This is a genomic window from Chromobacterium haemolyticum DSM 19808, assembly GCF_000711885.1.
Classification (GTDB): domain Bacteria; phylum Pseudomonadota; class Gammaproteobacteria; order Burkholderiales; family Chromobacteriaceae; genus Chromobacterium; species Chromobacterium haemolyticum.
On sequence record NZ_JONK01000036.1, the window covers coordinates 1 to 20,206 of the forward strand.

Sequence of the window (20,206 nt, forward strand, 5' to 3'; positions counted from 1 at the left end):
ATTCCTGCCGTTCCTGGTTTGCCAGGGCGGCCCAGGCAAAAGCCTTACAAGCTGCATGCAGACAAAGGCTATGACTACCGCCGTTGCCGTGAACACCTGAACCGACGCGGAATCTTGGTGCGAATCGCGCGTCGCGGGGTGGAAAGCAGCGAGAGACTAGGTCGCCACCGCTGGGTGGTAGAACGAACCCATTCTTGGCTAGCTGGCTTCGGGAAATTGCGCATCCGCTTCGAACGGCGGCTGGATACGCATTACGCCTTACTCAAGCTGGCTTTCTCATTGATCTGTCTGCGATTTATCGACAGGTTTTGTTAGCGGGTCTAAATAAGAACTGAACTTTCCCAAGTTTAGGCCGCTTACCAATAGGTAAAAGGCCACAGTTCATCTTGGATTTGAATGTCAGCTAAGGCTGAATAGCAGCCCATCTACACCGCCCCTTTCGACAAGGAAGCACAAGCGAAAAGAGGCCCTTCCGGGCCTCTTTGTTTAGCATTATTGGCAAAGAGCTGATCACGTCATCGTCGTGAAAGGCTCCATTACCTCGTTACAGACTTTATTCTTACTGATCAAAGCCCGTGGGTGATCTGACGAAATAAAGTCTGTCGAATAACCACCAATTAACTCATTGATTTTATTAAATTTTAGTTTTTAAGGAAATGCAAGTAAAGTCTGCCCATGCTGGGCGCACCCAAAAAAGCCCACTGCACAAATACACAGAGGGCTTTTTCCTTCGGCAGGATTTATGCCACTTGAGACTGTTTCATGAGCTCTGCCACAAAATGCTCAAGGAGCAACTGCACATCCTTTTCATTCAGGAAAACCTTGCGTTTCGGGAAAGCTGCCTCTATCGACAACAGGGTGCGCGCTGCCTGACGGCTGATCTTGTCCGGCCTCTTTTGCTCCGGAACATCAATCAGGTCCTCAACGAGGAATTGTGCCTCCTGGGCGATCAGCGAGCGGATTTTCTCTATCTCAAGGATCATATCCAATGCTCTAATCCACTCGTCAAAGCGCCTCACTAGCGAGTCCCTTGTGAAGTCACTGAACTTGACTATTTTCTCCTTCCGGGTTTCGCCATTCGTATCTGCCTGGATCGCCTCGAACTGCTTGCTGCATTGCACGCGATCGCGGCGGACCGCCTCCAGTTCGTCCTTGTCCTCGTCGGTAATGTAGACGGCATCTGCTTCAAATTGATCAAAGGTGTCATCGACAAACTTCAAGCAATCGGCCAGATTCTTGTTGTAGTCGGTCAACAGACCGTCGACACCGAGTTGCAGCTCTTCGAAGTTCTTCTGATCATCCGTAAGATCGTAATGCTTCAGCAGGGCCTTGAGCTCATCTTGGTTTTTGGCGCCACGCACGAAAATTTCCAGGTAGCGGATATTGTCCTTCATGAGGTCAACTTGCTCGCGCAAGTAGTCGGTTTGCTTCGCCACTCTCCTCGCCTTGTCGATGATCAGGAACAGGTTCAGTCCCAAAGAGCATGCCAGTGCCCCTGCTTGCATCCCGGCGTAAAGCCGCGGGTTTCTGATCCGGAACATCGTCCAGCGGTATTGCAGCCGTGCGATGCGTCCGGTCGGTGCCACAATCGCATTAGCTCTCGGACGCGTCGGCACAGTACCAGTATGACGTCTGTAGGCATCAAGCCCCATGGACACCAAAGACTTGATCCGGAGTCCCGTAGTTATCGCGCCGAAGGTGATGAACCCTGCATTCAAGACAATATCGAGGGTCGATGGATTATCCCGGGTGGCAATATGTTTGTATTGTTGCGGGTCCAGATTGTGTTTGCGAATCCATGCCTCATTGAACCAGTTGCGCAAGGTCGGGAATTTCAGATCGAACGACTCCCGATGCTGGGCCAACTTGTCGTAGCGCTCAAAGATTTCCACACCCTTGTCATCCATCAACTGCACCGTACCATTCAGCGTGTACAAGCCATTGGAAAGGTTGGTCAGGCTATTGGACTTGACGATTAGGCTGTCGAGCTTTTCGTCGTACTCCTTACCGACCTTCAACAACTGCTCCATCAAATCCCGCAACTCTGGGTAGCGAGAGTCAGGGTCGATCATCGTCCAGGCTTCGTCCGTAACCTGATAAAGGCTCAGGCCTGCATCGGCGATCCTGGCTGCAGTGAAAAGGCCCTTACCGAGAGCGGAAAGAATCGACATAGCTTAATATCTCCGGAAAAAATTAGGGCACACCGAACTCAATGTGCGGCCGTAACGGGCGGCCGCTGCAGAACACGCTCAATCACAGCCTGTACCGCTTCCTTGGGGAGCGAGGGCTCGGAAGCAAGCACCAACTGGAACAATCGCTCGCGGTTGTAATCACGGTTTGCCTCGATCAACTTCTCAGCCCGCTCGATGGCGCCCGCAAGGGTGACCAGCTTGTTGTTGATCGCACGAATACGCGTTAACTCAGCCTGATACCACTCGGCCCAGCCTTGCTCGTTCGATAGGCCAGCGGTAGCAATCAGCCTCTGGATTAACTCGTTGACCTGGCCGAGCTTGGCTTTCAGTCCGTCGATCTCCTTACCTGCGCGCCCGATTTCCTCGTCGACATCACGCAGATACGATTCGAGACGGTCTTTTCTATCCTCGAGCTCAAGCACGGACAAGCCGATATCCAACCCAACCGAAGCGATCGTCAAAACCAGCGACGCCTTGCCCGCCACACTGGCGAACTTTGTGAACTTGGCCGCCTGCACAACCTTCGTAGCTTTCACCAGTTGAGCCGCTCGGGCCGCCGCCGCCATGCCGCTCAGGCCAGCAACCGCAGTCGCACCGTCATTGACGAGCGAAGTCACCACCATCCATTTCGCCGCCTCCTGCCAGTTGTTCTTATAATTGTCGATCTCCGATAAAGAAATGATCTTGATACCGCTGCTCTGGAGGTAGTTGACCCACTCGGGATAGACAACCAGTTTCTTGCACAGCGCCTCGTACTCACTCCACTCCCGCCCGAGAATATCCAGATCGTCGACTAGGGCCGAAAATTGGCTGGTCCGGCTATTCACATGGAAGACCAGCTCGTCACCCTGTCGGTATAACTCCGTCAGTTTTTCATTCTTGTTCTTGGCCTCAGTCTCCAGGTCCTTCAAAAAACCATAATGGTTTTTCTGGATCGCATCCGCCGCACTGTAAACCCCAGCGTCGCTCATCGCTTTTTTGGCGCTTCGCATTTCATCATCAAACTGGAAACCGGTTGTGACATTGGCCAGATCGATGGCTGTATCCGTGACGATGCGCGTGGCCGATGTGCCAACGTCTCTCACAACGCTTATAAAGTCGTCGAAAAAGCTCACAAAATCCTCCTCCTTGTTATTGCCGGATCACTCGCTTACCACAGCGGACGGTCGTAGAGCGGAACAGGCACAACCCCATCCGGCCATATCCACGAGTCCGCCCAGCCGCCACAACGATACAAATAGCATTTATATTTTCACATTTTAATGGCATATTAATATTTATCAACAAGGGACTTTTGATGACATGACGGCGTTGTTGCACAAATCCTCCCCCGCCGCAGCTTGGTAAGATAGTGGCATGACCAAGCCTGCTCCAAAACGCTACCGAACAACCAACTGGAACGCCTACAACCAAGCCCTGATCCAACGCGGCTCTCTGTCCGTCTATGTCATGGCAGGTGGCTCCTCAGGGCAAACGCGGACGGACGCAGACCTATAGCGATGCCGCCATTCAATTCTGCCTGACCATCAAAAACCTGTTTGGACTCGCGTTGCGGCAAACCATCGGTTTCATCCAAAGTCTGCTCAAGCTGGCGGGCTTGGGCTGGGGCGTTCCCGACTACAGCACGCTATCCAGGCGGCAGCAGACGCTGCAGGTCAAGATTCCCTACCAGAAAAGCTCAGGCGCGCTGCATCTGCTGGTGGATAGCACAGGCATCAAGATGTTGGGCGAAGGCGAGTGGAAAACCAAGAAGCATGGCGCGGAATATCGCCGGCAATGGCGCAAAGTGCATCTGGGCATCGATGCGGAAACCCTACAGATCCGCGCCATCGAGGTGACGGATAACCGCCAGGGCGATGCGCAAATGTTGCCTTCGCTATTGACGCAAATTCCGGCCGACGAGCCGATAGGCTGCGTGAGCGGCGATGGTGCTTTCGATACCAAGACGTGCCATGAGGCGATTGCCGCACGGGGCGCGATCGGGTGCATCCCGACCCGCAAGAATGCGAGACCGTGGAAAGGCAATTCGCTGGGGGTGCTGGCTCGGAACGAAATTCTGCGGGCCACCAAGCGACTAGGCCGGGCGATCTGGAAACGTTGGAGCGGCTGGTAGAAACCAAAATGGGTTGCTTTAAACGGCTGGGTGAATCGCCCCTGCTTCTCTAGATTCTTTACGACTGCAATCCATACAGAAGCGGACGTCGAACATCTGGCTGTAACTGATCACCTCAGTCGAAAAGCGAGCATCTGAAGAATTCGCGCAACATACAAAGAAGAAAGGGCCAGCGGCCCCTTCTCTGTTGTCAGGCTCCGACGAACTTTATTCGGATCCGACGGACTTTATTCGCTCTAGTCATGGGCCAAACCCCGCCTTACTCCACCGTCACGCTCTTGGCCAGGTTCCGTGGCTTATCAACGTCGGTGCCGCGCGCCAGCGCCACGTGGTAGGCCAGCATCTGCACCGGGATGGCGTGCACCACCGGGCTGAGCACGCCGACATGGCGCGGGGTGCGGATCACGTGCACGCCGTCGGATTCGCTGAAATGGCTGTCCAGATCGGCGAACACGAACAACTCTCCGCCGCGCGCGCGCACTTCCTGCATATTGGATTTCACTTTTTCCAGCAGCGCGTCGTTGGGGGCGATCACCACCACCGGCATATCCTCGTCCACCAGCGCCAGCGGGCCGTGCTTGAGCTCGCCGGCCGGGTAGGCTTCGGCGTGGATGTAGGAGATTTCCTTCAGCTTGAGCGCGCCTTCCAGCGCAATCGGGAAATGCAGGCCGCGGCCCAGGAACAGCGCGTTGTCCTTGGCGGCGAACTTGTCGGCCCAGGCCTTGATCTGCGGCTCCAAGTTCAGCGCGTGCTGCACGCTGCCCGGCAGGTGGCGCAGTTCGTCCAGGTAGCGCGCCTCGTCGGCCGCGCTGACTTTGCCGCGCACCTTGCCCAGCGTCACCGCCAGCGCAAACAAGCCCACCAATTGGGTGGTGAATGCCTTGGTGGAGGCCACGCCAATCTCCGCGCCGGCGCGGGTGAAGAACACCAGTTCGCTGGCGCGCGGGATCGCGGATTCGCGCACATTGCAGATTGACAGCGCGTAGCTGTGGCCCAGTTCCTTGGCGTATTTCAGCGCTTCCATGGTGTCCAGCGTCTCGCCGGATTGGGAGATGGTGGTCACCAGGTAATTAGGGTTGGCCCAGGCATCGCGGTAGCGGTATTCACTGGCGATTTCCACATCGCACTGCACGCCGGCGATGGTTTCGATCCAGTATTTGGCGGTCAGGCCGGCGTAGTAGCTGGTGCCGCAGGCCAGGATCTTGACGCCTTCCAGCTGCGGCAGCACCTCTCCGGCGCGCTCGCCGAACAGCTCGGGATTGAAGCCGTAGTCCTGCACCGCGTCTATGGTGTCGGACAGCGCCTTCGGCTGTTCGTGGATTTCCTTCTGCATGAAGTGGCTGTACGGGCCCAGTTCCAGCGAGGCCAGCGATACGTCGGACACATGCACCGGACGCTGCGCCGGCTGGTCGTCCTTGTCCAGCAGCTCTACGCCGTCGCGGGTCAGCCGGCCAATATCGCCCTCTTCCAGGAAAATTACGCGGCGGGTGGCGGACACGATGGCGGAAACATCGGAAGCGATGAAGTTTTCCCCGTCTCCCAGGCCCACCAACAACGGGCAGCCCATGCGCGCGCACACCAGTTCGTCCGGGCGGTCCACGGCGATCACACCGATGGCGTAAGCGCCGGTCAGTTCGCGGCTGGCGCGCTTGACGGCGTCGAACAGGCTGTCGCCGGCCTGGTAGTAGTGATGCACCAGGTGGGCGATGACTTCGGTGTCCGTCTGCGATTCAAAGGCGTAGCCCAGGCCTTTCAGGCGCTCGCGCTGCTCTTCGTGGTTTTCGATGATGCCGTTGTGCACCACGGCGATCTTGCCGAAGGACACGTGCGGGTGGGCGTTGGGCTCGGTAACGCCGCCGTGGGTGGCCCAGCGGGTGTGGCCGATGCCCACCTGCCCTTGCAGGCTTTCTTCCGCCGCGGCGTTTTCCATCTCCGCGACGCGGCCGACGCGGCGCACGCGACGGATGGCGTCCCCGGCCAATACCGCCACGCCGGCGGAGTCGTAGCCGCGATATTCCAGCCGCTTCAGGCCGTCCACCAGTACCGGAACCACATTACGCGCCGCGATGGCGCCGACAATGCCGCACATTACTTTCTCCTTGAACTATCAGTGGGCGAGGACGCGCAGATCAGCGCAATGCCCTTCGCCTGAATTTGGGTTCTGGCTTCCATCGACAAGGCGTCGTCGGTTACCAGGGTATGAATGCGCTCCCACGGCAATTCCAGATTGGGGATGCGCCGGCCTATCTTTTCCGACTCCACCATCACGATGACTTCGCGCGCCACTTCGGCCATCACGCGCGACAGGCCCACTAGTTCGTTGAAGGTGGTGGTGCCGCGTTCAAGATCGATGCCATCGGCGCCGATGAACAGCTGATCAAAATCATAGGAACGCAAGACCTGTTCCGCCACCTGACCCTGGAAGGATTCGGAATGCGGGTCCCAGGTGCCGCCGGTCATCAGCAGCGTGGGTTCGTTCTCCAGCTCGCGCAGCGCGCCGGCCACGTTCAGGGAGTTGGTCATCACCACCAGGCCGCGCTTATTGCCCAATAGCGGAATCATCGCGCTGGTGGTGGTGCCGCTGTCTATGATCACGCGGTTATGGTCGCGCAGCCGTTCCGCCGCGGCGCGGGCGATGGCGATCTTTCGTTTTGAAACCTGCTCCGCGTCTTCCTCGACCACCATCTCCGACGGCAAGGATACCGCGCCGCCGTAACGGCGCAGCAGCAGCCCGCCGGTTTCCAGCAGGGCTAGGTCTTTGCGTATGGTCACTTCGGAGGTTGAGAAACGCTTGGTCAGCTCGTCCACGCTGACTTCGCCGCGTTCCTGCACCAGGGCGGCAATGGCGTGACGGCGTTGCTGAGTATTTCGTTTGGTCATCACAAGTTTCGTTTCGAAAGTTTCGAGATCATAGCAGCGCACCTTCGGCGCTGACAAGCCTTTCGCGCGGAACCGTCGCGCAGCGGCAAGGGGCTGTCGCAAGAATGCCGCCATGAAAAACGGCGCCCATCCTCCAAATCAGGAGAATGGGCGCCGCTTGGCCGGAAAATGGAATCAGTCGGTCTTTTTCTGAGGCCGCTTCCAGCCCGGCACCGTGACCTGACGCGCGCGCGCCACTGTCAGCTCTCCGGCCGGCGCGGTTCGGCTGATCACCGAGCCGGCGCCTATGGTGCTGTAGGATTCCAGCGTCACCGGCGCCACCATCAGGGTGCCGGAGCCGACGAAGACGTTGTCGCCAATCACGGTCTTGAATTTATTGACGCCGTCGTAATTGCAGGTTACCGAGCCGGCGCCCACATTCACTTTGCCGCCAATCTCGGCATCGCCGATATAGCTCAGGTGATTGACCTTGGAGCCTTCGCCGATCACGCTCTTCTTTACTTCGACGAAGTTGCCGATATGCACGTGGCCGGCCAGTTGGGCACCGGGGCGCAGCCGGGCGTAAGGCCCGATCCGGCACCCCTCGCCCACCACCGCGTCTTCCAGATGCGAGAACGGCGCGATCTTGGTGCCGGCGGCTACTTTGACGTTCTTCAACACGCAATGCGCGCCGATTTCCACCTGGTCGCCCAACTCCACCACGCCTTCGAACACACAGCCGATGTCGATGCTGACATCCATGCCGTGGGTGAGCTCGCCGCGGATATCGATGCGCGCCGGGTCCGCCAGCGTGACGCCGGCCTCCAGCAAAGCGTGCGCCTGGTTGCGCTGCAGAATGCGCTCCAGCTCGGCCAATTGCACCTTGTTGTTGACGCCTGCCGCCTCCCAGCTGGCGTCGACGCTGGCGCTGTCCACGCTCACGCCGTCCGCCACCGCCAGAGCCAGCACGTCGGTCAGATAATATTCGCCCTGCGCGTTGCCATTGTTGAGCGCGGCGAGCCAGCCGGCCAGCCGCGCGTTGGGCAGCGCCATCATGCCGGTGTTGATTTCACGGATAGCCAATTGCTCCGGCGTGCAGTCCTTGTGCTCGACGATGGCTTGGAGCTTGCCGTCCGCGCCGCGCACCATGCGGCCGTAGCCGCTGGCGTCGTCCAGCACGTCGGTCAGCACCGCCATACCCGCGCCGGCGGCATCGGACAAGCGGCGCAGCGTATCCGCCTTGGTCAGCGGCACGTCGCCGTACAGCACCATGGTCTTGCCGTCCGCCGGCAGATGCGGCAAAGCCATCTTCAGCGCGTGGCCGGTGCCCAGTTGTTCGGCCTGCTCCGCCCAGATCAAGTCCGCGTCCGGGATGGCCGCTCGCACCTGTTCCCCGCCGTGGCCGTACACCACGATCAGGCGCGCCGGCTTCAGCGCGCGCGCGGTGCGGATCACCCGCGCCAACATCGGCTCCCCGCCGATGGGGTGCAGCACTTTGGGTTTGGAGGAATACATGCGCTTGCCTTTGCCGGCAGCGAGAATGACGATGCTGAGACTATCCATGGTTTTTCACGAGTCGAAAACGGAAAAAGGCTGCCACTTGCGTGGCAGCCTACTATACACGATTACATCTCTTATCAGTGGGCGCGCTTCTTGAGGAAATCCAGCGCCTTCAACTCCGCGATGGCCACTGCCAGAGCAGCGTGCGCCTTCGCGGTGGAAAGGTCGTCGGTGGCGTGCTTGAGGGAATCCTCCGCAGCGCGTTTTGCCTCATTGGCGCGGGCCTCGTCGAGATCCTCGCCGCGAATCGCCGTATCCGCCAGCACGGTGATCAGGCTGGGCTGCACTTCCATCATGCCGCCAGACACTGCCACCAGAACTTCTTCGCTGCTGCCCGGCACTTTCAGACGCAGCACGCCGGGCTTGATACGGGTCAGGAGCGGCACGTGTTGGGGATACACACCGATCTCGCCTTCGGTAGCCGGCGCAACCACGAATTCAGCTTCGCCGGAGAAGATCATTTGCTCGGTGCTGACCACTTCCACACGCATCTTGGACATCAGCCCTCTCCTTAGTTAAGGGTCTTGGCTTTCTCGGCAGCTTCTTCAATGGAGCCAACCATGTAGAACGCTTGTTCCGGCAGATGGTCGTACTCGCCAGCGAGAATGGCCTTGAAACCCTTGATGGTTTCGCGCAGCGGCACGTATTTGCCCGGCGAGCCGGTAAATACTTCAGCCACGTGGAACGGCTGGGACAGGAAGCGCTGGATCTTACGGGCGCGAGCCACGACCAGTTTGTCTTCCTCGGACAATTCGTCCATACCCAGAATCGCGATGATGTCGCGCAGTTCCTTGTAACGCTGCAGGGTGGACTGCACGCCACGGGCAACCGTGTAGTGCTCGTCGCCCACCACCAGCGGATCCAGCTGGCGCGAAGTGGAGTCGAGCGGATCCACCGCCGGGTAGATACCCAGCGAAGCGATGTCGCGCGACAGAACCACGGTAGCGTCCAAGTGGGCGAAGGTGGTCGCCGGAGACGGGTCGGTCAAGTCATCCGCAGGTACGTATACGGCCTGGATGGACGTAATCGAGCCATCGCGGGTAGAAGTAATACGCTCCTGCAGACGGCCCATTTCTTCCGCCAGCGTCGGCTGATAGCCCACGGCGGAAGGCATACGGCCCAGCAGCGCGGATACTTCGGTACCGGCCAGGGTGTAGCGGTAGATGTTGTCCACGAAGAACAGCACGTCGCGGCCTTTGCCGCTTTCGTCCTTCTCGTCGCGGAAATGCTCGGCCATGGTCAGACCGGTCAGCGCTACGCGCAGACGGTTGCCCGGCGGCTCGTTCATCTGGCCGTACACCATCGCCACTTTGTCCAGAACGTTGGAGTCCTTCATCTCGTGATAGAAGTCGTTACCTTCACGAGTGCGCTCACCAACGCCGGCAAACACGGACAAACCGGAGTGTGCCTTGGCGATGTTGTTGATCAGTTCCATCATGTTGACGGTCTTGCCCACGCCGGCGCCGCCGAACAGGCCCACTTTGCCGCCCTTGGCGAACGGGCACAGCAGGTCGATCACCTTGATGCCGGTTTCCAGCAGGTCGGTGGCGGGGGAGAGCTCGTCAAACTTCGGAGCGGGCTGGTGGATGGCGCGGCGAACATCGGTCGCTACCGCGCCGGCTTCGTCCACCGGGTTGCCCAAGACATCCATGATGCGGCCCAGGGTGGCGCTGCCCACCGGCACCGAAATCGGTGCGCCGGTGTTGACTACGCTCATGCCACGCTTCAGGCCGTCAGAGCTACCCATGGCGATGGTGCGCGCCACGCCGTCGCCCAGCTGCTGCTGGACTTCGAGCGTCAGGTCGGCATCAACCAGCTTCAGGGCATCATAAACCTTTGGCATGGCGTCGCGCGGGAATTCCACGTCGATCACCGCGCCAATGATTTGTACGATTTTACCTTGGCTCATTATCGGTTCCTAAACATTAAACTTTTTCAGTCTGCGACGGCTTACACCGCTGCGGCGCCTGCCACGATTTCAGACAACTCGGTAGTGATCGCAGCCTGACGAGCCTTGTTGTACACCAGGCGCAGTTGCTTGATCGTGTTACCGGCGTTATCCGTGGCGGATTTCATCGCCACCATGCGGGCAGCTTGCTCGGAGGCCATGTTCTCGGCCATCGCCTCGAACACCACGGACTCGATGTAGCGTTTGACCAGGAACTCCATCACGGAAAGCGCATTCGGCTCGTACAGGTAATCCCACGAGTGCGAGTGCTCCACCACCATGTGTTCCGAAGTCAGCGGCAGCAGCTGTTCAGTCGCCGGCTCCTGCTTCATCGTATTGATGAAACGGGAGTAAACGATGTAGAGCGCGTCCAGTTCGCCTTCGGCGTACTGCTTGAACAGCACCGTAAGCGGGCCAATCAGTTTTTCCATCTTCGGCACATCGCCGAGCTGGGTTGCGCTGGCCACGACGTTGAGGCGCGCGCGCTGGCATGCCGCCAGGCCTTTCTGGCCCAAGCAGCAGACATCGACTTCGATGCCCTGCTCCTGCAGATCCTTGACTTGGGCGAAGAAGCGCTTGAGCGTATTCACGTTCAAGCCGCCGCACAGGCCCTTGTCGGAGGTCATCAGGATGATGCCGGCGCGTTTGACTACGTCGCGGCTTTGCAACAGCGGGTGCTCAAGATCCGTGTTCGCCTGAGCAAGGTGCGCCATGACTGTGCGCACCTTCTCGGCGTAAGGACGGGCAGCGCGCATACGCTCTTGCGTTTTGCGCATCTTGGAGGTCGCCACCATTTGCATTGCGCGAGTGATCTTCTGCGTGTTTTGCACGCTTCGGATCTTGGTGAGAATCTCTTTGCCGACTGCCATATCCTGAACCTTTCCTAGTAACTGTTTGCGTTAACCGAAAAGACTCAGTTGTAGCTGAAGCCAGCCTTGAACGATTCCATCGCCTTGGCCAGGATTTTCTCGTTGTCGCCGGACAAGTCGCCGGAAGCGTTCACCGCGGCCAACACATCGTGATGGTTCGCGCGCACATAGGCGAGGAACGCCGCTTCGAAAGCCAGGGCCTTCTTCACCGGAACGTCTTCGTAGCTGCCCTTGTTCACCGCCCACAGGGTCAACGCCATTTCGGCGGTGGCCAGCGGCATGAACTGCTTCTGCTTCATCAGCTCGGTTACCACTTCGCCATGTTGCAGTTGCTTGCGGGTAGCCTCGTCCAGATCGGAAGCGAACTGCGAGAACGCAGCCAGTTCACGGTACTGGGCCAGGGCCAGACGGATACCGCCGCCCAGCTTCTTGATCACCTTGGTCTGCGCGGCGCCGCCAACGCGGGATACCGAGATACCGGCGTTGATGGCCGGACGGATACCTGCGTTGAAGAGGTCGGTTTCCAGGAAGATCTGACCGTCGGTGATCGAAATCACGTTGGTCGGCACGAAGGCGGAAACGTCGCCGGCCTGGGTTTCGATGATGGGCAGCGCGGTCAGGGAACCGGTCTTGCCTTTCACTTCGCCGTTGGTCAGCTTGGCCACTTCGTCTTCATTGATGCGGGAAGCGCGTTCCAGCAGACGGGAGTGCAGATAGAACACGTCGCCGGGGTAGGCTTCGCGGCCCGGCGGACGACGCAGCAGCAGCGAAATCTGACGGTAGGCGACAGCCTGCTTGGACAGGTCGTCGTATACGATCAGCGCGTCTTCGCCGATGTCGCGGAAGTATTCGCCCATCGCGCAACCGGAGTACGGGGCGATGAACTGCAGCGCGGCGGCTTCGGAAGCGGTCGCGGCCACCACGATGGTGTGGCCCAGCGCGCCGTGCTCTTCCAGCTTGCGCACCACGTTGGCGATGGAGGAGGCTTTTTGGCCAATCGCCACGTAGATGCACACTACGCCGGTGCCTTTTTGGTTGATGATCGCATCCAGCGCCACCGCGGTCTTGCCGGTCTGGCGGTCGCCGATGATCAGCTCGCGCTGACCGCGGCCAACCGGAACCATCGAGTCGATGGCTTTCAGGCCGGTTTGCATCGGCTGGGATACCGATTGACGCGCAATCACGCCCGGCGCGATCTTTTCGATCGGGCTGGACAGCTTGGCGTTAATCGGGCCCTTGCCGTCGATAGGCTGACCCAGGGCGTTGACCACGCGGCCAATCAGTTCCGGACCCACCGGAACTTCCAGAATGCGACCGGTACAAGTAACTTCGTCGCCTTCCGAGATGTGCTCGTACTCGCCCAGAACCACGGCGCCGACAGAGTCGCGCTCCAAGTTCATCGCGAGGCCGAAGGTGTTGCCCGGGAATTCGAGCATTTCACCCTGCATCACGTCTGCCAGGCCATGGATACGAACGATACCGTCGGTCACGGAAATCACGGTACCTTTGGTACGGGTTTCTGCGCCTTCGGCCAGGTTCTGAATCTTCGCCTTGATCAGATCGCTGATTTCAGAGGGGTTCAACTGCATGATCTCTCCTAATTCTTGAGGCTTACTGCCATGGCTTGCAGTTTGCCGCGCACGGAAGCGTCGATGACATCGTCGCCTACCAACACACGAACCCCGCCGATCAGGTCAGGGTTGTCACGCACATCAATCCGTACGGATTTGCCGTACTTCTTGGAAAGCGTGTCGGTCAGTTCGGCCTTCTGCGCATCGTTCAATGCAAACGCCGTTTCCACCACGGCATCCACAACGCCTTCCGCTTGCGCCTTGAACACTTCAAACTGTTCGGCGATTTGCGGCAGCAGCGTCAAACGGCTGTTCTCGATCAGCGCGGCCAGAAAACGTTTTACGTCTTCATTGCCGCGCGTGCCCAGAACGTCCAGCATCAGCGCCTCAAGCTCTTGTGCGGTATGTTTCGGATTGGTGATGACGGCTTCCAAATCCGGGTTCTTCACCATGGCAGCCAGCCACGACAGCGATTCCGACCATTGCTGGGTGGCGTGCTGCTCGGTGGCGAGGCTGTATACCGCTTCGGCATAGGGCCTAGCTACGGTAATGAGTTCTGCCATGAGTTAATTAAAACTCCGCTTTGATGGAGGCAAGCAGATCAGCGTGCTTGGCCGAGTCGATCTCTTTGCGCAGGATCTTCTCTGCACCCGCAACCGCCAGGTCGGCCACTTGCGCGCGCAGGACTTCCTTGGCGCGCAGGACTTCCTGATCGATCTCAGACTTGGCGTCGGCCACAATGCGCGCGCCTTCAACGCGTGCGGCATCCTTGGCCTCGTCCACGATCTGGCTGGCGCGCTTTTCAGCGGCCATCACGATTTCGGTCGCTTGCTGTTTAGCCTTGCGGAGTTCGTCCGCAACGCGCTTTTCAGCGGCTTCCAGATCTTGCTTGCCACGCTCGCCGGCGGCCAGGCCGTCTGCGATGCGCTTGGCGCGCTCATCCATCATGTTGGTAAGCGGAGGCCAAACAAACTTCATGGTGAACCATACCAGGATGGCGAACGTGATCGCCTGACCCAGTAGTGTTACGTTAAATTCCACGCTTGTTTTCCTCCAGTAGTATTACTGCAACAACCAATTCCGCTTAAAAATTAAGCGCCGGCTTTCAGAGCGGCCAGGGCGGCGGACAGGAACGGGTTATTGAAGGTGTACAGCATGGCGATACCAACACCGATCATGGAGATGGCGTCCAGCAGACCGGCCAGAATGAACAGTTTGGTTTGCAGAACCGGAATCATTTCCGGTTGACGGGCGGAGGACTCGAGGAATTTGCCACCCAGGATGGCAAAACCCAGAGCAGTACCGATGGCGCCCAGGCCAATGATCAGGGCAGCGGCCAGTACGGTCATGGACTGGATCTGAGAAACGAGTGCTTCCATTGTGTATCTCCTAAGACTTAATCAAGGATGGTTGGTAAAAAAGCTAAAGAAACAAAGGTAAAACAAAGAAACCGGTATTAGTGCGCTTCCACCGCCAGGCTCAGGTACACGATGGTCAGCATCATGAACACAAAGGCCTGCAGGGTGATGATCAGGATGTGGAAGATCGCCCACGGCGCGCCCAGGATCCACTGCAAGCCCCACGGCAGCAGCGCGATCAGGATGAAGATCATTTCGCCGGCGTACATATTGCCGAACAAACGCAGAGACAACGAAATCGGCTTGGCCAGCAGTTCAACCATCTGCAGCAGGAAGTTGGCCGGGGCCAGCAAGATCTTGCCCACGGTGCCTTCGGCATGGAACGGCGCGGTGAACAGCTCCTTGGTGTAGCCGCCAACGCCCTTGGCGCTGATGGAGAAACCAATGATGCAGAACATCACGGACAAGGACATCGCGAAAGTGGCGTTCACATCGGCGGACGGCACAACGCGGAAATAGACATGATGCGGCTCGGCGCCGAAGAAGGTGTAACCCACCCACTGGGCCAGCGACGGCAGCAGATCCACCGGCAGCAGGTCCATGAAGTTCATCAGGAAGATCCAGCAGAAAATGGTCAGCGCCAACGGAGCGATCACCTTGCTCTGGCCGTGGAATACGTCGCGCACCTGCTTGTCCACCATCTCGACGATGCTTTCCACAAACAACTGCAGCCGGCCCGGATTCTCCAGCTTGGCCTGGCGCGCCACGACGGCGAACACGCCGGCGAAGATGAAAGCGAGAACCAAGGAAATGGAAAAGGTATCAAGGTGCAGGCTCCAGAAGCCGGCGGAAGGATCCGAATTCCAGAAGGTGAGGTGGTGCTTGATGTAGTCAGTTGCGTTGCTTGCCATCGCTCATTTTCTCAATTTTTGATTAAAAGCCCGAACCAGTAGCCGGATATGGCGGCAAAAAATCCGCCAAAAAGACCGACTATCGATAAATCCTTGAAAAATACCAAAGTCGCGCCAAATATCAGGATGGTGAGGACGTATTTGACCGCCTCGGCCCTGAAATGCGCTTTCATCAGTTCCGCGGGGGCGACATGGCGCTTGGCGTAGGCGATCCTGGCGTACACCAGGGCCGGCACCAAGGCCGACAATCCGCCAAGCAAGACAGAAACCGGAATGGCCAGGTTTCCTCCCCCTGCAACCACTCCAATCAACAGTGCGACACCCACCAGAGTGCACTGCAGGCGCAGTATACGCTTAACTTCCGGATTAACCATGTTGACCCAGCAAAAAAACCGCCGAATTATAGGCTTCCTGCTTGATTTGCGTCAACTTGCGTGTCATTGGTATGCTGCGGCGCAACATCCTCATTTTTCTGAACTTTCCTGCAGCTTTTCCAGCAAGCCTTCCAGCTCGTCCAGCGTCGCATATTCTATGACCAGCCTGCCATTGCCGCGGTTTGCGTGACGAATGCTGACCCGGGCCCCTATGCGTTCCGACACTTGTTCAGCCAACCTTGTCACATCCGGGTCTGTACGTTTTTGCTGCGGTGCGACTGTGGTTTTTTCCACAGCTTTCTGCTGTACCCTGCGCTCCACCTCGCGCACGGACAGGCCTTTGTCGCCCACCTCCTGCGCCAGGCCCAGTTGCTCCACCACCGGCAACGCCAGCAAAGCGCGAGCATGGCCCATCTCCAGCCGCCCCTGATGCAACATGGTCTGCACCGGTTCCGGCAAGGCCAACAGGCGCAGCAGATTGCTGACCGCGCTGCGCGAACGACCCACCGCGTCGGCCGCGGCCTCGTGGGTCAGGCCGAACTCGTCGATCAGGCGCTTGAGCCCCTGTGCCTCTTCTATGGGGTCCAACTCCTGGCGCTGGATATTCTCGATCAGCGCCATCGCCAGCGCCGCCTCGTCCGGCACGCTCTTGATGACCGCCGGCACTTCGGTCAAACCGGCCTTGCGCGAAGCGCGCCAGCGCCGTTCGCCGGCGATCAATTCGTAATCGCCGAAGCCGATCTCTCGCACTACCAGCGGCTGAATCACGCCCTGAGCGCGAATCGAAGCGGCCAACTCATCCAGCGCGGCTTCGTCCATGAAGCTGCGCGGCTGGTATTTGCCGGGACGGATGCTGTCTATGGGCAGGGAGGTGAGTCTGTCGTCCACTGTCTCGGCAGTGGACAGGAGCGCGTCCAAGCCGCGCCCCAATCCTTTTAATTTGGCCATATTGCTTAGACGGAGGGAGTTGTGGTTGCGGGCTCGAGCCGGTCCGCCAGCTCTTGCGCCAGCGCGAGATAAGCCTGAGCGCCGCGCGAGGCGCGATCGTAAACCAGGCCGGGCAAGCCGTGGCTGGGCGCTTCCGCCAGCCGCACATTGCGCGGGATCACGGTGTCGAACACCTTGGCGCCGAAATGGCGGGCCAGTTGCTCGGACACCTGCTGCGACAAATTATTGCGCGCGTCGAACATGGTTCGCAGCAACCCCATGATCTCGATCTTGGGATTCACCGCCACCCGCACCTTGCGCAAGGTCGCCACCAAGTCCGACAGGCCTTCCAGCGCATAGTATTCGCACACCATCGGGATCAGCACGCTGTGCGCCGCCACCAGTCCGTTCAATGTCAGCAGGTTCAACGACGGCGGGCAGTCTATCAGCACGTAGTCGTACTGTTCCTCCACCGCCTGCAGCGCGTTCTTCAGCCGCGCCTCGCGCGCCAGTTCATTGACCAGCTCCAGTTCCGCGCCGCCCAGATCGCGGTTGGCGGGCAGCACGTCGTAGCCGCCCTCCTTCGCCGGCTGGCGCGCCTCTTCAACCGAGGCCTCCCCCAGCAGCACGTCGTAGCCGGACAACTTCAGGGATTGCTTGGCGATGCCGCTACCCATGGTGGCATTGCCCTGCGGGTCGAGATCGACAATCAGCACGCGCCGGCCCAAGTCGGCCAGGCCCGCCGCCAGATTCACCACAGTCGTGGTCTTGCCGACCCCGCCCTTCTGGTTGGCGACCGCGATCACCCTTGAATTCATTGCGCACCCACCCCTTCCAGGCGCATTCTCACCAGGTGCCGTTCGGCATCCAGGCCCGGCACTGTCACCGGCAATACTTCGGAAACCGCCGTACCCTGCGGCAACAAGGCGATTTCCTCGTAAGGATAGACACCCTTCATTGCGACATATTGACCCTGCTCCGCCAACAGGTGGCGGGTCAGCTTGACGAACTCGGCCAGTTCGGAAAACGCCCGGCTGGTGATGCGGTCGAACTTCTGCTCCGGCTGGTAAGCCTCTACCCGCTCGGTCATCACCTGTACATTGGGCAGGCCCAGCTCCACCACCACCTGGCGCAGGAAGGTGGTTTTCTTATGATTGGAATCCAACAGCACCACCTGCAAGTCCGGGCGGGCGATCGCCGCCGGAATGCCGGGCATGCCGCCGCCGGAGCCCACATCCAGCAAACGGCTGCCGCCGTCCAGATGCGGCACCAGGCTCAGGCTATCCAGCAGATGGTAGCTGACCATGCGCTTTTCCTCGCGCACAGCGGTCAGGTTGTAAGTCTGGTTCCACTTGGCTAGCAGCGCCAGGTAGCGGTCCAGCAAATCGATTTGCGCGTCGCTCAGTTCCAGTTTCAGCTGCGACAGGCCTTGTTGTAGTTCTGTGGTATGTGTCATGCGGTTTTCGTTGCGTCGGCAAAGCCGCGTTTCAAGTGGACCATCAAAAGAGCAACCGCCGCCGGGGTGATGCCCTGGATGCGTGAAGCCTGCCCCAGGGTCTCCGGGCGTTGCTGGTTCAGTTTCTGCTGCACTTCCTTGGACAGGCCCTTGACCAGACCATAGTCGATATCGGCCGGCAGGCGCACGTCCTCAAGGTTGTCGCGGCGCGCCAGTTCTTCGTTCTGGCGGTTGATATAGCCTTGGTATTTGACCTGAATTTCCACCTGCTCGGCAACCGCCTCGTCAGCCACCGCGCCGCCGGCCTCCGGCAAGGTCATCAAATCGGCATAGGCAACGTTGGGGCGTTTCAGCAAATCGTACAGGCTGTACTCGCGTTCAATCGCCTTGCCCAGCAGCGCTTGCAGCGCGGCGGCGTCGCTCAGCCGAGACGGGTGCAGCCAGGTGGCTTTCAACCGCGCCTTCTCCGCCTCCACCGCGTCGCGCTTGCGGCAGAAGCTGTCCCATTGGGCATCGCCGATCAGGCCGTGCTGGCGGGCGATCTCGGTCAGGCGCAGGTCGGCGTTGTCTTCGCGCAACTGCAAGCGGAATTCGGCGCGGCTGGTGAACATGCGATAGGGCTCGGCCACGCCCTTGGTGATCAAGTCATCCACCAGCACGCCCAGATAGGCCTCGTCGCGACGCGGGCACCAGCTAGCCTGGTCCCGGGCGAACAAGGCGGCGTTCATGCCGGCCAGCAGGCCCTGAGCGGCGGCCTCTTCATAGCCGGTGGTGCCGTTGATCTGACCGGCGAAGAACAGACCCTGGATCGCCTTGGTTTCCAGAGAGGCCTTCAAACCGCGCGGATCGAAATAATCGTATTCGATCGCATAGCCGGGCCGCAGAATGTGGGCGTTTTCCATTCCGCGGATCGAACGCACCGCCGCCAGTTGGATGTCGAAGGGCAGGCTGGTGGAAATCCCGTTGGGGTAGAACTCGTGCGTGGTCAGGCCTTCCGGCTCCAGGAACACCTGGTGGCTATCCTTGTCCGCGAAACGGTTGATCTTGTCTTCGATAGACGGGCAGTAACGCGGGCCCACGCCTTCTATCACTCCAGTGAACATCGGGCTGCGGTCGAAACCGGAGCGGATGATCTCGTGGGTGCGTTCATTAGTGTGGGTGATCCAGCACGGCAGCTGCTTGGGGTGCAGCGCGCGGCTGCCGCGGTAGGAGAATACCGGCTCCGGCGTGTCGCCCGGCTGCTCTTCCATTACGGAGAAGTCGACACTGCGGCCGTCGATGCGCGGCGGCGTGCCGGTTTTCAGGCGCCCGACCGGCAGGTTGAGTTCGCGCAAGCGCGCGCCCAGCGTGGACGCGGCCTGATCGCCGGCGCGGCCGCCGGTATAGTTTTCCATGCCCACATGGATCTTGCCGGACAGAAAGGTGCCGGCGGTCAACACCACGGTCTTGGCGCGGAAAGTGATGCCAATGGCGGTGATGGCGCCGGCGACGCAGTCGCCTTCAACCAGAAGATCGTCCACAGGCTGCTGGAACAAGGTCAGATTGGGCTGGTTCTCCAGCATCTCGCGGATCGCAGCCTTGTACAGAATGCGGTCGGCCTGCGCGCGGGTGGCGCGCACCGCCGGGCCCTTGGAGGCGTTCAGCGTGCGGAACTGGATGCCGCCGATATCGGTGGCCAGCGCCATTGCGCCGCCCAGGGCATCCACTTCCTTGACCAGATGGCCCTTGCCGATGCCGCCGATCGACGGATTGCACGACATCTGACCCAGCGTCTCGATGTTGTGCGTCAAAAGAAGGGTGTTGCAGCCCATGCGCGCGGCCGCCAAAGCGGCCTCGGTGCCGGCATGGCCGCCGCCCACCACTATCACGTCGAAGTTTGTCGGATAAATCATGGCTTTGTCGGAAAGAGCAAATCGAACGGAAAAACGGCCTATTCTACGCCAAATCCTTAACCAGCGTAAGTCGTTGATTTCAATAAATCCAGCTGGTAACCGCGGCGTCAAGCGCCGGTCACCCGATAGTCATATTAAAGACATCGCCGCGTCAAACAAGCTGCCTAGCATGGGGC

19 protein-coding genes and 1 pseudogene are annotated in these 20,206 nt (G+C 59.4%); 2 read left to right on the forward strand and 18 right to left on the reverse strand.

Annotation, left to right across the window (positions count from 1 at the left end):
- Positions 1-315 (forward strand): transposase (locus tag BR71_RS23750; RefSeq protein WP_156039024.1); only part of this gene is annotated, 315 nt, incomplete at its 5' end.
- Positions 316-740: 425 nt separating this feature from the next.
- Here BR71_RS23750 and BR71_RS17495 read toward each other — a convergent pair.
- Complete coding sequence (locus BR71_RS17495; RefSeq protein ID WP_043640561.1) at positions 741-2,171, reverse strand: hypothetical protein; 1,431 nt, start codon at positions 2,169-2,171, stop codon at positions 741-743.
- A 38-nt stretch (positions 2,172-2,209) separates the two neighbouring features.
- Positions 2,210-3,307 (reverse strand): hypothetical protein, encoded by a 1,098-nt coding sequence (locus BR71_RS17500; RefSeq protein WP_043640564.1) that lies wholly within the window; start codon positions 3,305-3,307, stop codon positions 2,210-2,212.
- 241 nt (positions 3,308-3,548) lie between these two features.
- Between BR71_RS17500 and BR71_RS17505 the strand changes: the two are divergent.
- Positions 3,549-4,340, forward strand: a pseudogene (locus BR71_RS17505) (IS5 family transposase); the annotation flags it as partial.
- Positions 4,341-4,564: 224 nt separating this feature from the next.
- Here BR71_RS17505 and glmS read toward each other — a convergent pair.
- The 16 genes from glmS to mnmG form a co-directional block, all read right to left on the reverse strand.
- The gene (glmS, locus tag BR71_RS17510; protein ID WP_043640567.1) at positions 4,565-6,394 is read right to left on the reverse strand and encodes a glutamine--fructose-6-phosphate transaminase (isomerizing); all 1,830 of its coding nucleotides are present in this window, start codon (positions 6,392-6,394) and stop codon (positions 4,565-4,567) included.
- On the reverse strand, positions 6,394-7,185 hold the full coding sequence (locus tag BR71_RS17515) for a DeoR/GlpR family DNA-binding transcription regulator (RefSeq protein WP_043640570.1): 792 nt from the start codon (positions 7,183-7,185) through the stop codon (positions 6,394-6,396). Before BR71_RS17515 ends, glmS begins: the two co-directional genes overlap by 1 nt.
- A 174-nt stretch (positions 7,186-7,359) precedes the next feature.
- The gene (gene glmU, locus BR71_RS17520; protein ID WP_043640579.1) at positions 7,360-8,727 is read right to left on the reverse strand and encodes a bifunctional UDP-N-acetylglucosamine diphosphorylase/glucosamine-1-phosphate N-acetyltransferase GlmU; all 1,368 of its coding nucleotides are present in this window, start codon (positions 8,725-8,727) and stop codon (positions 7,360-7,362) included.
- 74 nt (positions 8,728-8,801) lie between these two features.
- A complete protein-coding gene (locus tag BR71_RS17525) occupies positions 8,802-9,224 on the reverse strand; it encodes a F0F1 ATP synthase subunit epsilon (protein WP_043640582.1) in 423 nt (140 codons plus the stop codon).
- Positions 9,225-9,235: 11 nt separating this feature from the next.
- Entirely contained in the window at positions 9,236-10,633 is a 1,398-nt protein-coding gene (atpD, locus tag BR71_RS17530) for a F0F1 ATP synthase subunit beta (protein WP_019103741.1), read from the reverse strand.
- 41 nt (positions 10,634-10,674) lie between these two features.
- Positions 10,675-11,541 (reverse strand): F0F1 ATP synthase subunit gamma, encoded by an 867-nt coding sequence (gene atpG / locus BR71_RS17535; protein WP_043640585.1) that lies wholly within the window; start codon positions 11,539-11,541, stop codon positions 10,675-10,677.
- Positions 11,542-11,585: 44 nt separating this feature from the next.
- Complete coding sequence (atpA, locus tag BR71_RS17540; RefSeq protein WP_019100514.1) at positions 11,586-13,130, reverse strand: F0F1 ATP synthase subunit alpha; 1,545 nt, start codon at positions 13,128-13,130, stop codon at positions 11,586-11,588.
- Between the two features lie 8 nt (positions 13,131-13,138).
- The gene (locus BR71_RS17545) at positions 13,139-13,675 is read right to left on the reverse strand and encodes a F0F1 ATP synthase subunit delta (protein ID WP_043640588.1); all 537 of its coding nucleotides are present in this window, start codon (positions 13,673-13,675) and stop codon (positions 13,139-13,141) included.
- A 7-nt stretch (positions 13,676-13,682) separates the two neighbouring features.
- On the reverse strand, positions 13,683-14,153 hold the full coding sequence (locus BR71_RS17550; RefSeq protein ID WP_043640591.1) for a F0F1 ATP synthase subunit B: 471 nt from the start codon (positions 14,151-14,153) through the stop codon (positions 13,683-13,685).
- Positions 14,154-14,203: 50 nt separating this feature from the next.
- On the reverse strand, positions 14,204-14,491 hold the full coding sequence (gene atpE / locus BR71_RS17555; protein WP_019101091.1) for a F0F1 ATP synthase subunit C: 288 nt from the start codon (positions 14,489-14,491) through the stop codon (positions 14,204-14,206).
- A gap of 77 nt (positions 14,492-14,568) precedes the next feature.
- Positions 14,569-15,381, reverse strand: a complete 813-nt coding sequence (gene atpB, locus BR71_RS17560) for a F0F1 ATP synthase subunit A (protein WP_043640594.1) — start codon at positions 15,379-15,381, stop codon at positions 14,569-14,571.
- Positions 15,382-15,392: 11 nt separating this feature from the next.
- Positions 15,393-15,755, reverse strand: coding sequence for an ATP synthase subunit I (locus BR71_RS17565; protein WP_043640596.1), 363 nt, complete (start codon positions 15,753-15,755; stop codon positions 15,393-15,395).
- Between the two features lie 90 nt (positions 15,756-15,845).
- Positions 15,846-16,703: a ParB/RepB/Spo0J family partition protein gene (locus BR71_RS17570; protein WP_043640598.1), complete on the reverse strand. Its 858-nt coding sequence runs from the start codon at positions 16,701-16,703 to the stop codon at positions 15,846-15,848.
- A 5-nt stretch (positions 16,704-16,708) separates the two neighbouring features.
- On the reverse strand, positions 16,709-17,500 hold the full coding sequence (locus tag BR71_RS17575; RefSeq protein ID WP_043589578.1) for a ParA family protein: 792 nt from the start codon (positions 17,498-17,500) through the stop codon (positions 16,709-16,711).
- Positions 17,497-18,138, reverse strand: a complete 642-nt coding sequence (gene rsmG, locus BR71_RS17580) for a 16S rRNA (guanine(527)-N(7))-methyltransferase RsmG (protein WP_043640600.1) — start codon at positions 18,136-18,138, stop codon at positions 17,497-17,499. The genes BR71_RS17575 and rsmG overlap by 4 nt, the downstream gene beginning before the upstream one ends.
- Positions 18,135-20,030 carry a tRNA uridine-5-carboxymethylaminomethyl(34) synthesis enzyme MnmG gene (gene mnmG, locus BR71_RS17585; protein WP_043640603.1) on the reverse strand — a complete coding sequence of 632 codons (1,896 nt, stop codon included), beginning with the start codon at positions 20,028-20,030 and terminating at the stop codon, positions 18,135-18,137. Before mnmG ends, rsmG begins: the two co-directional genes overlap by 4 nt.
- Between the last annotated feature and the right edge of the window lie 176 nt (positions 20,031-20,206).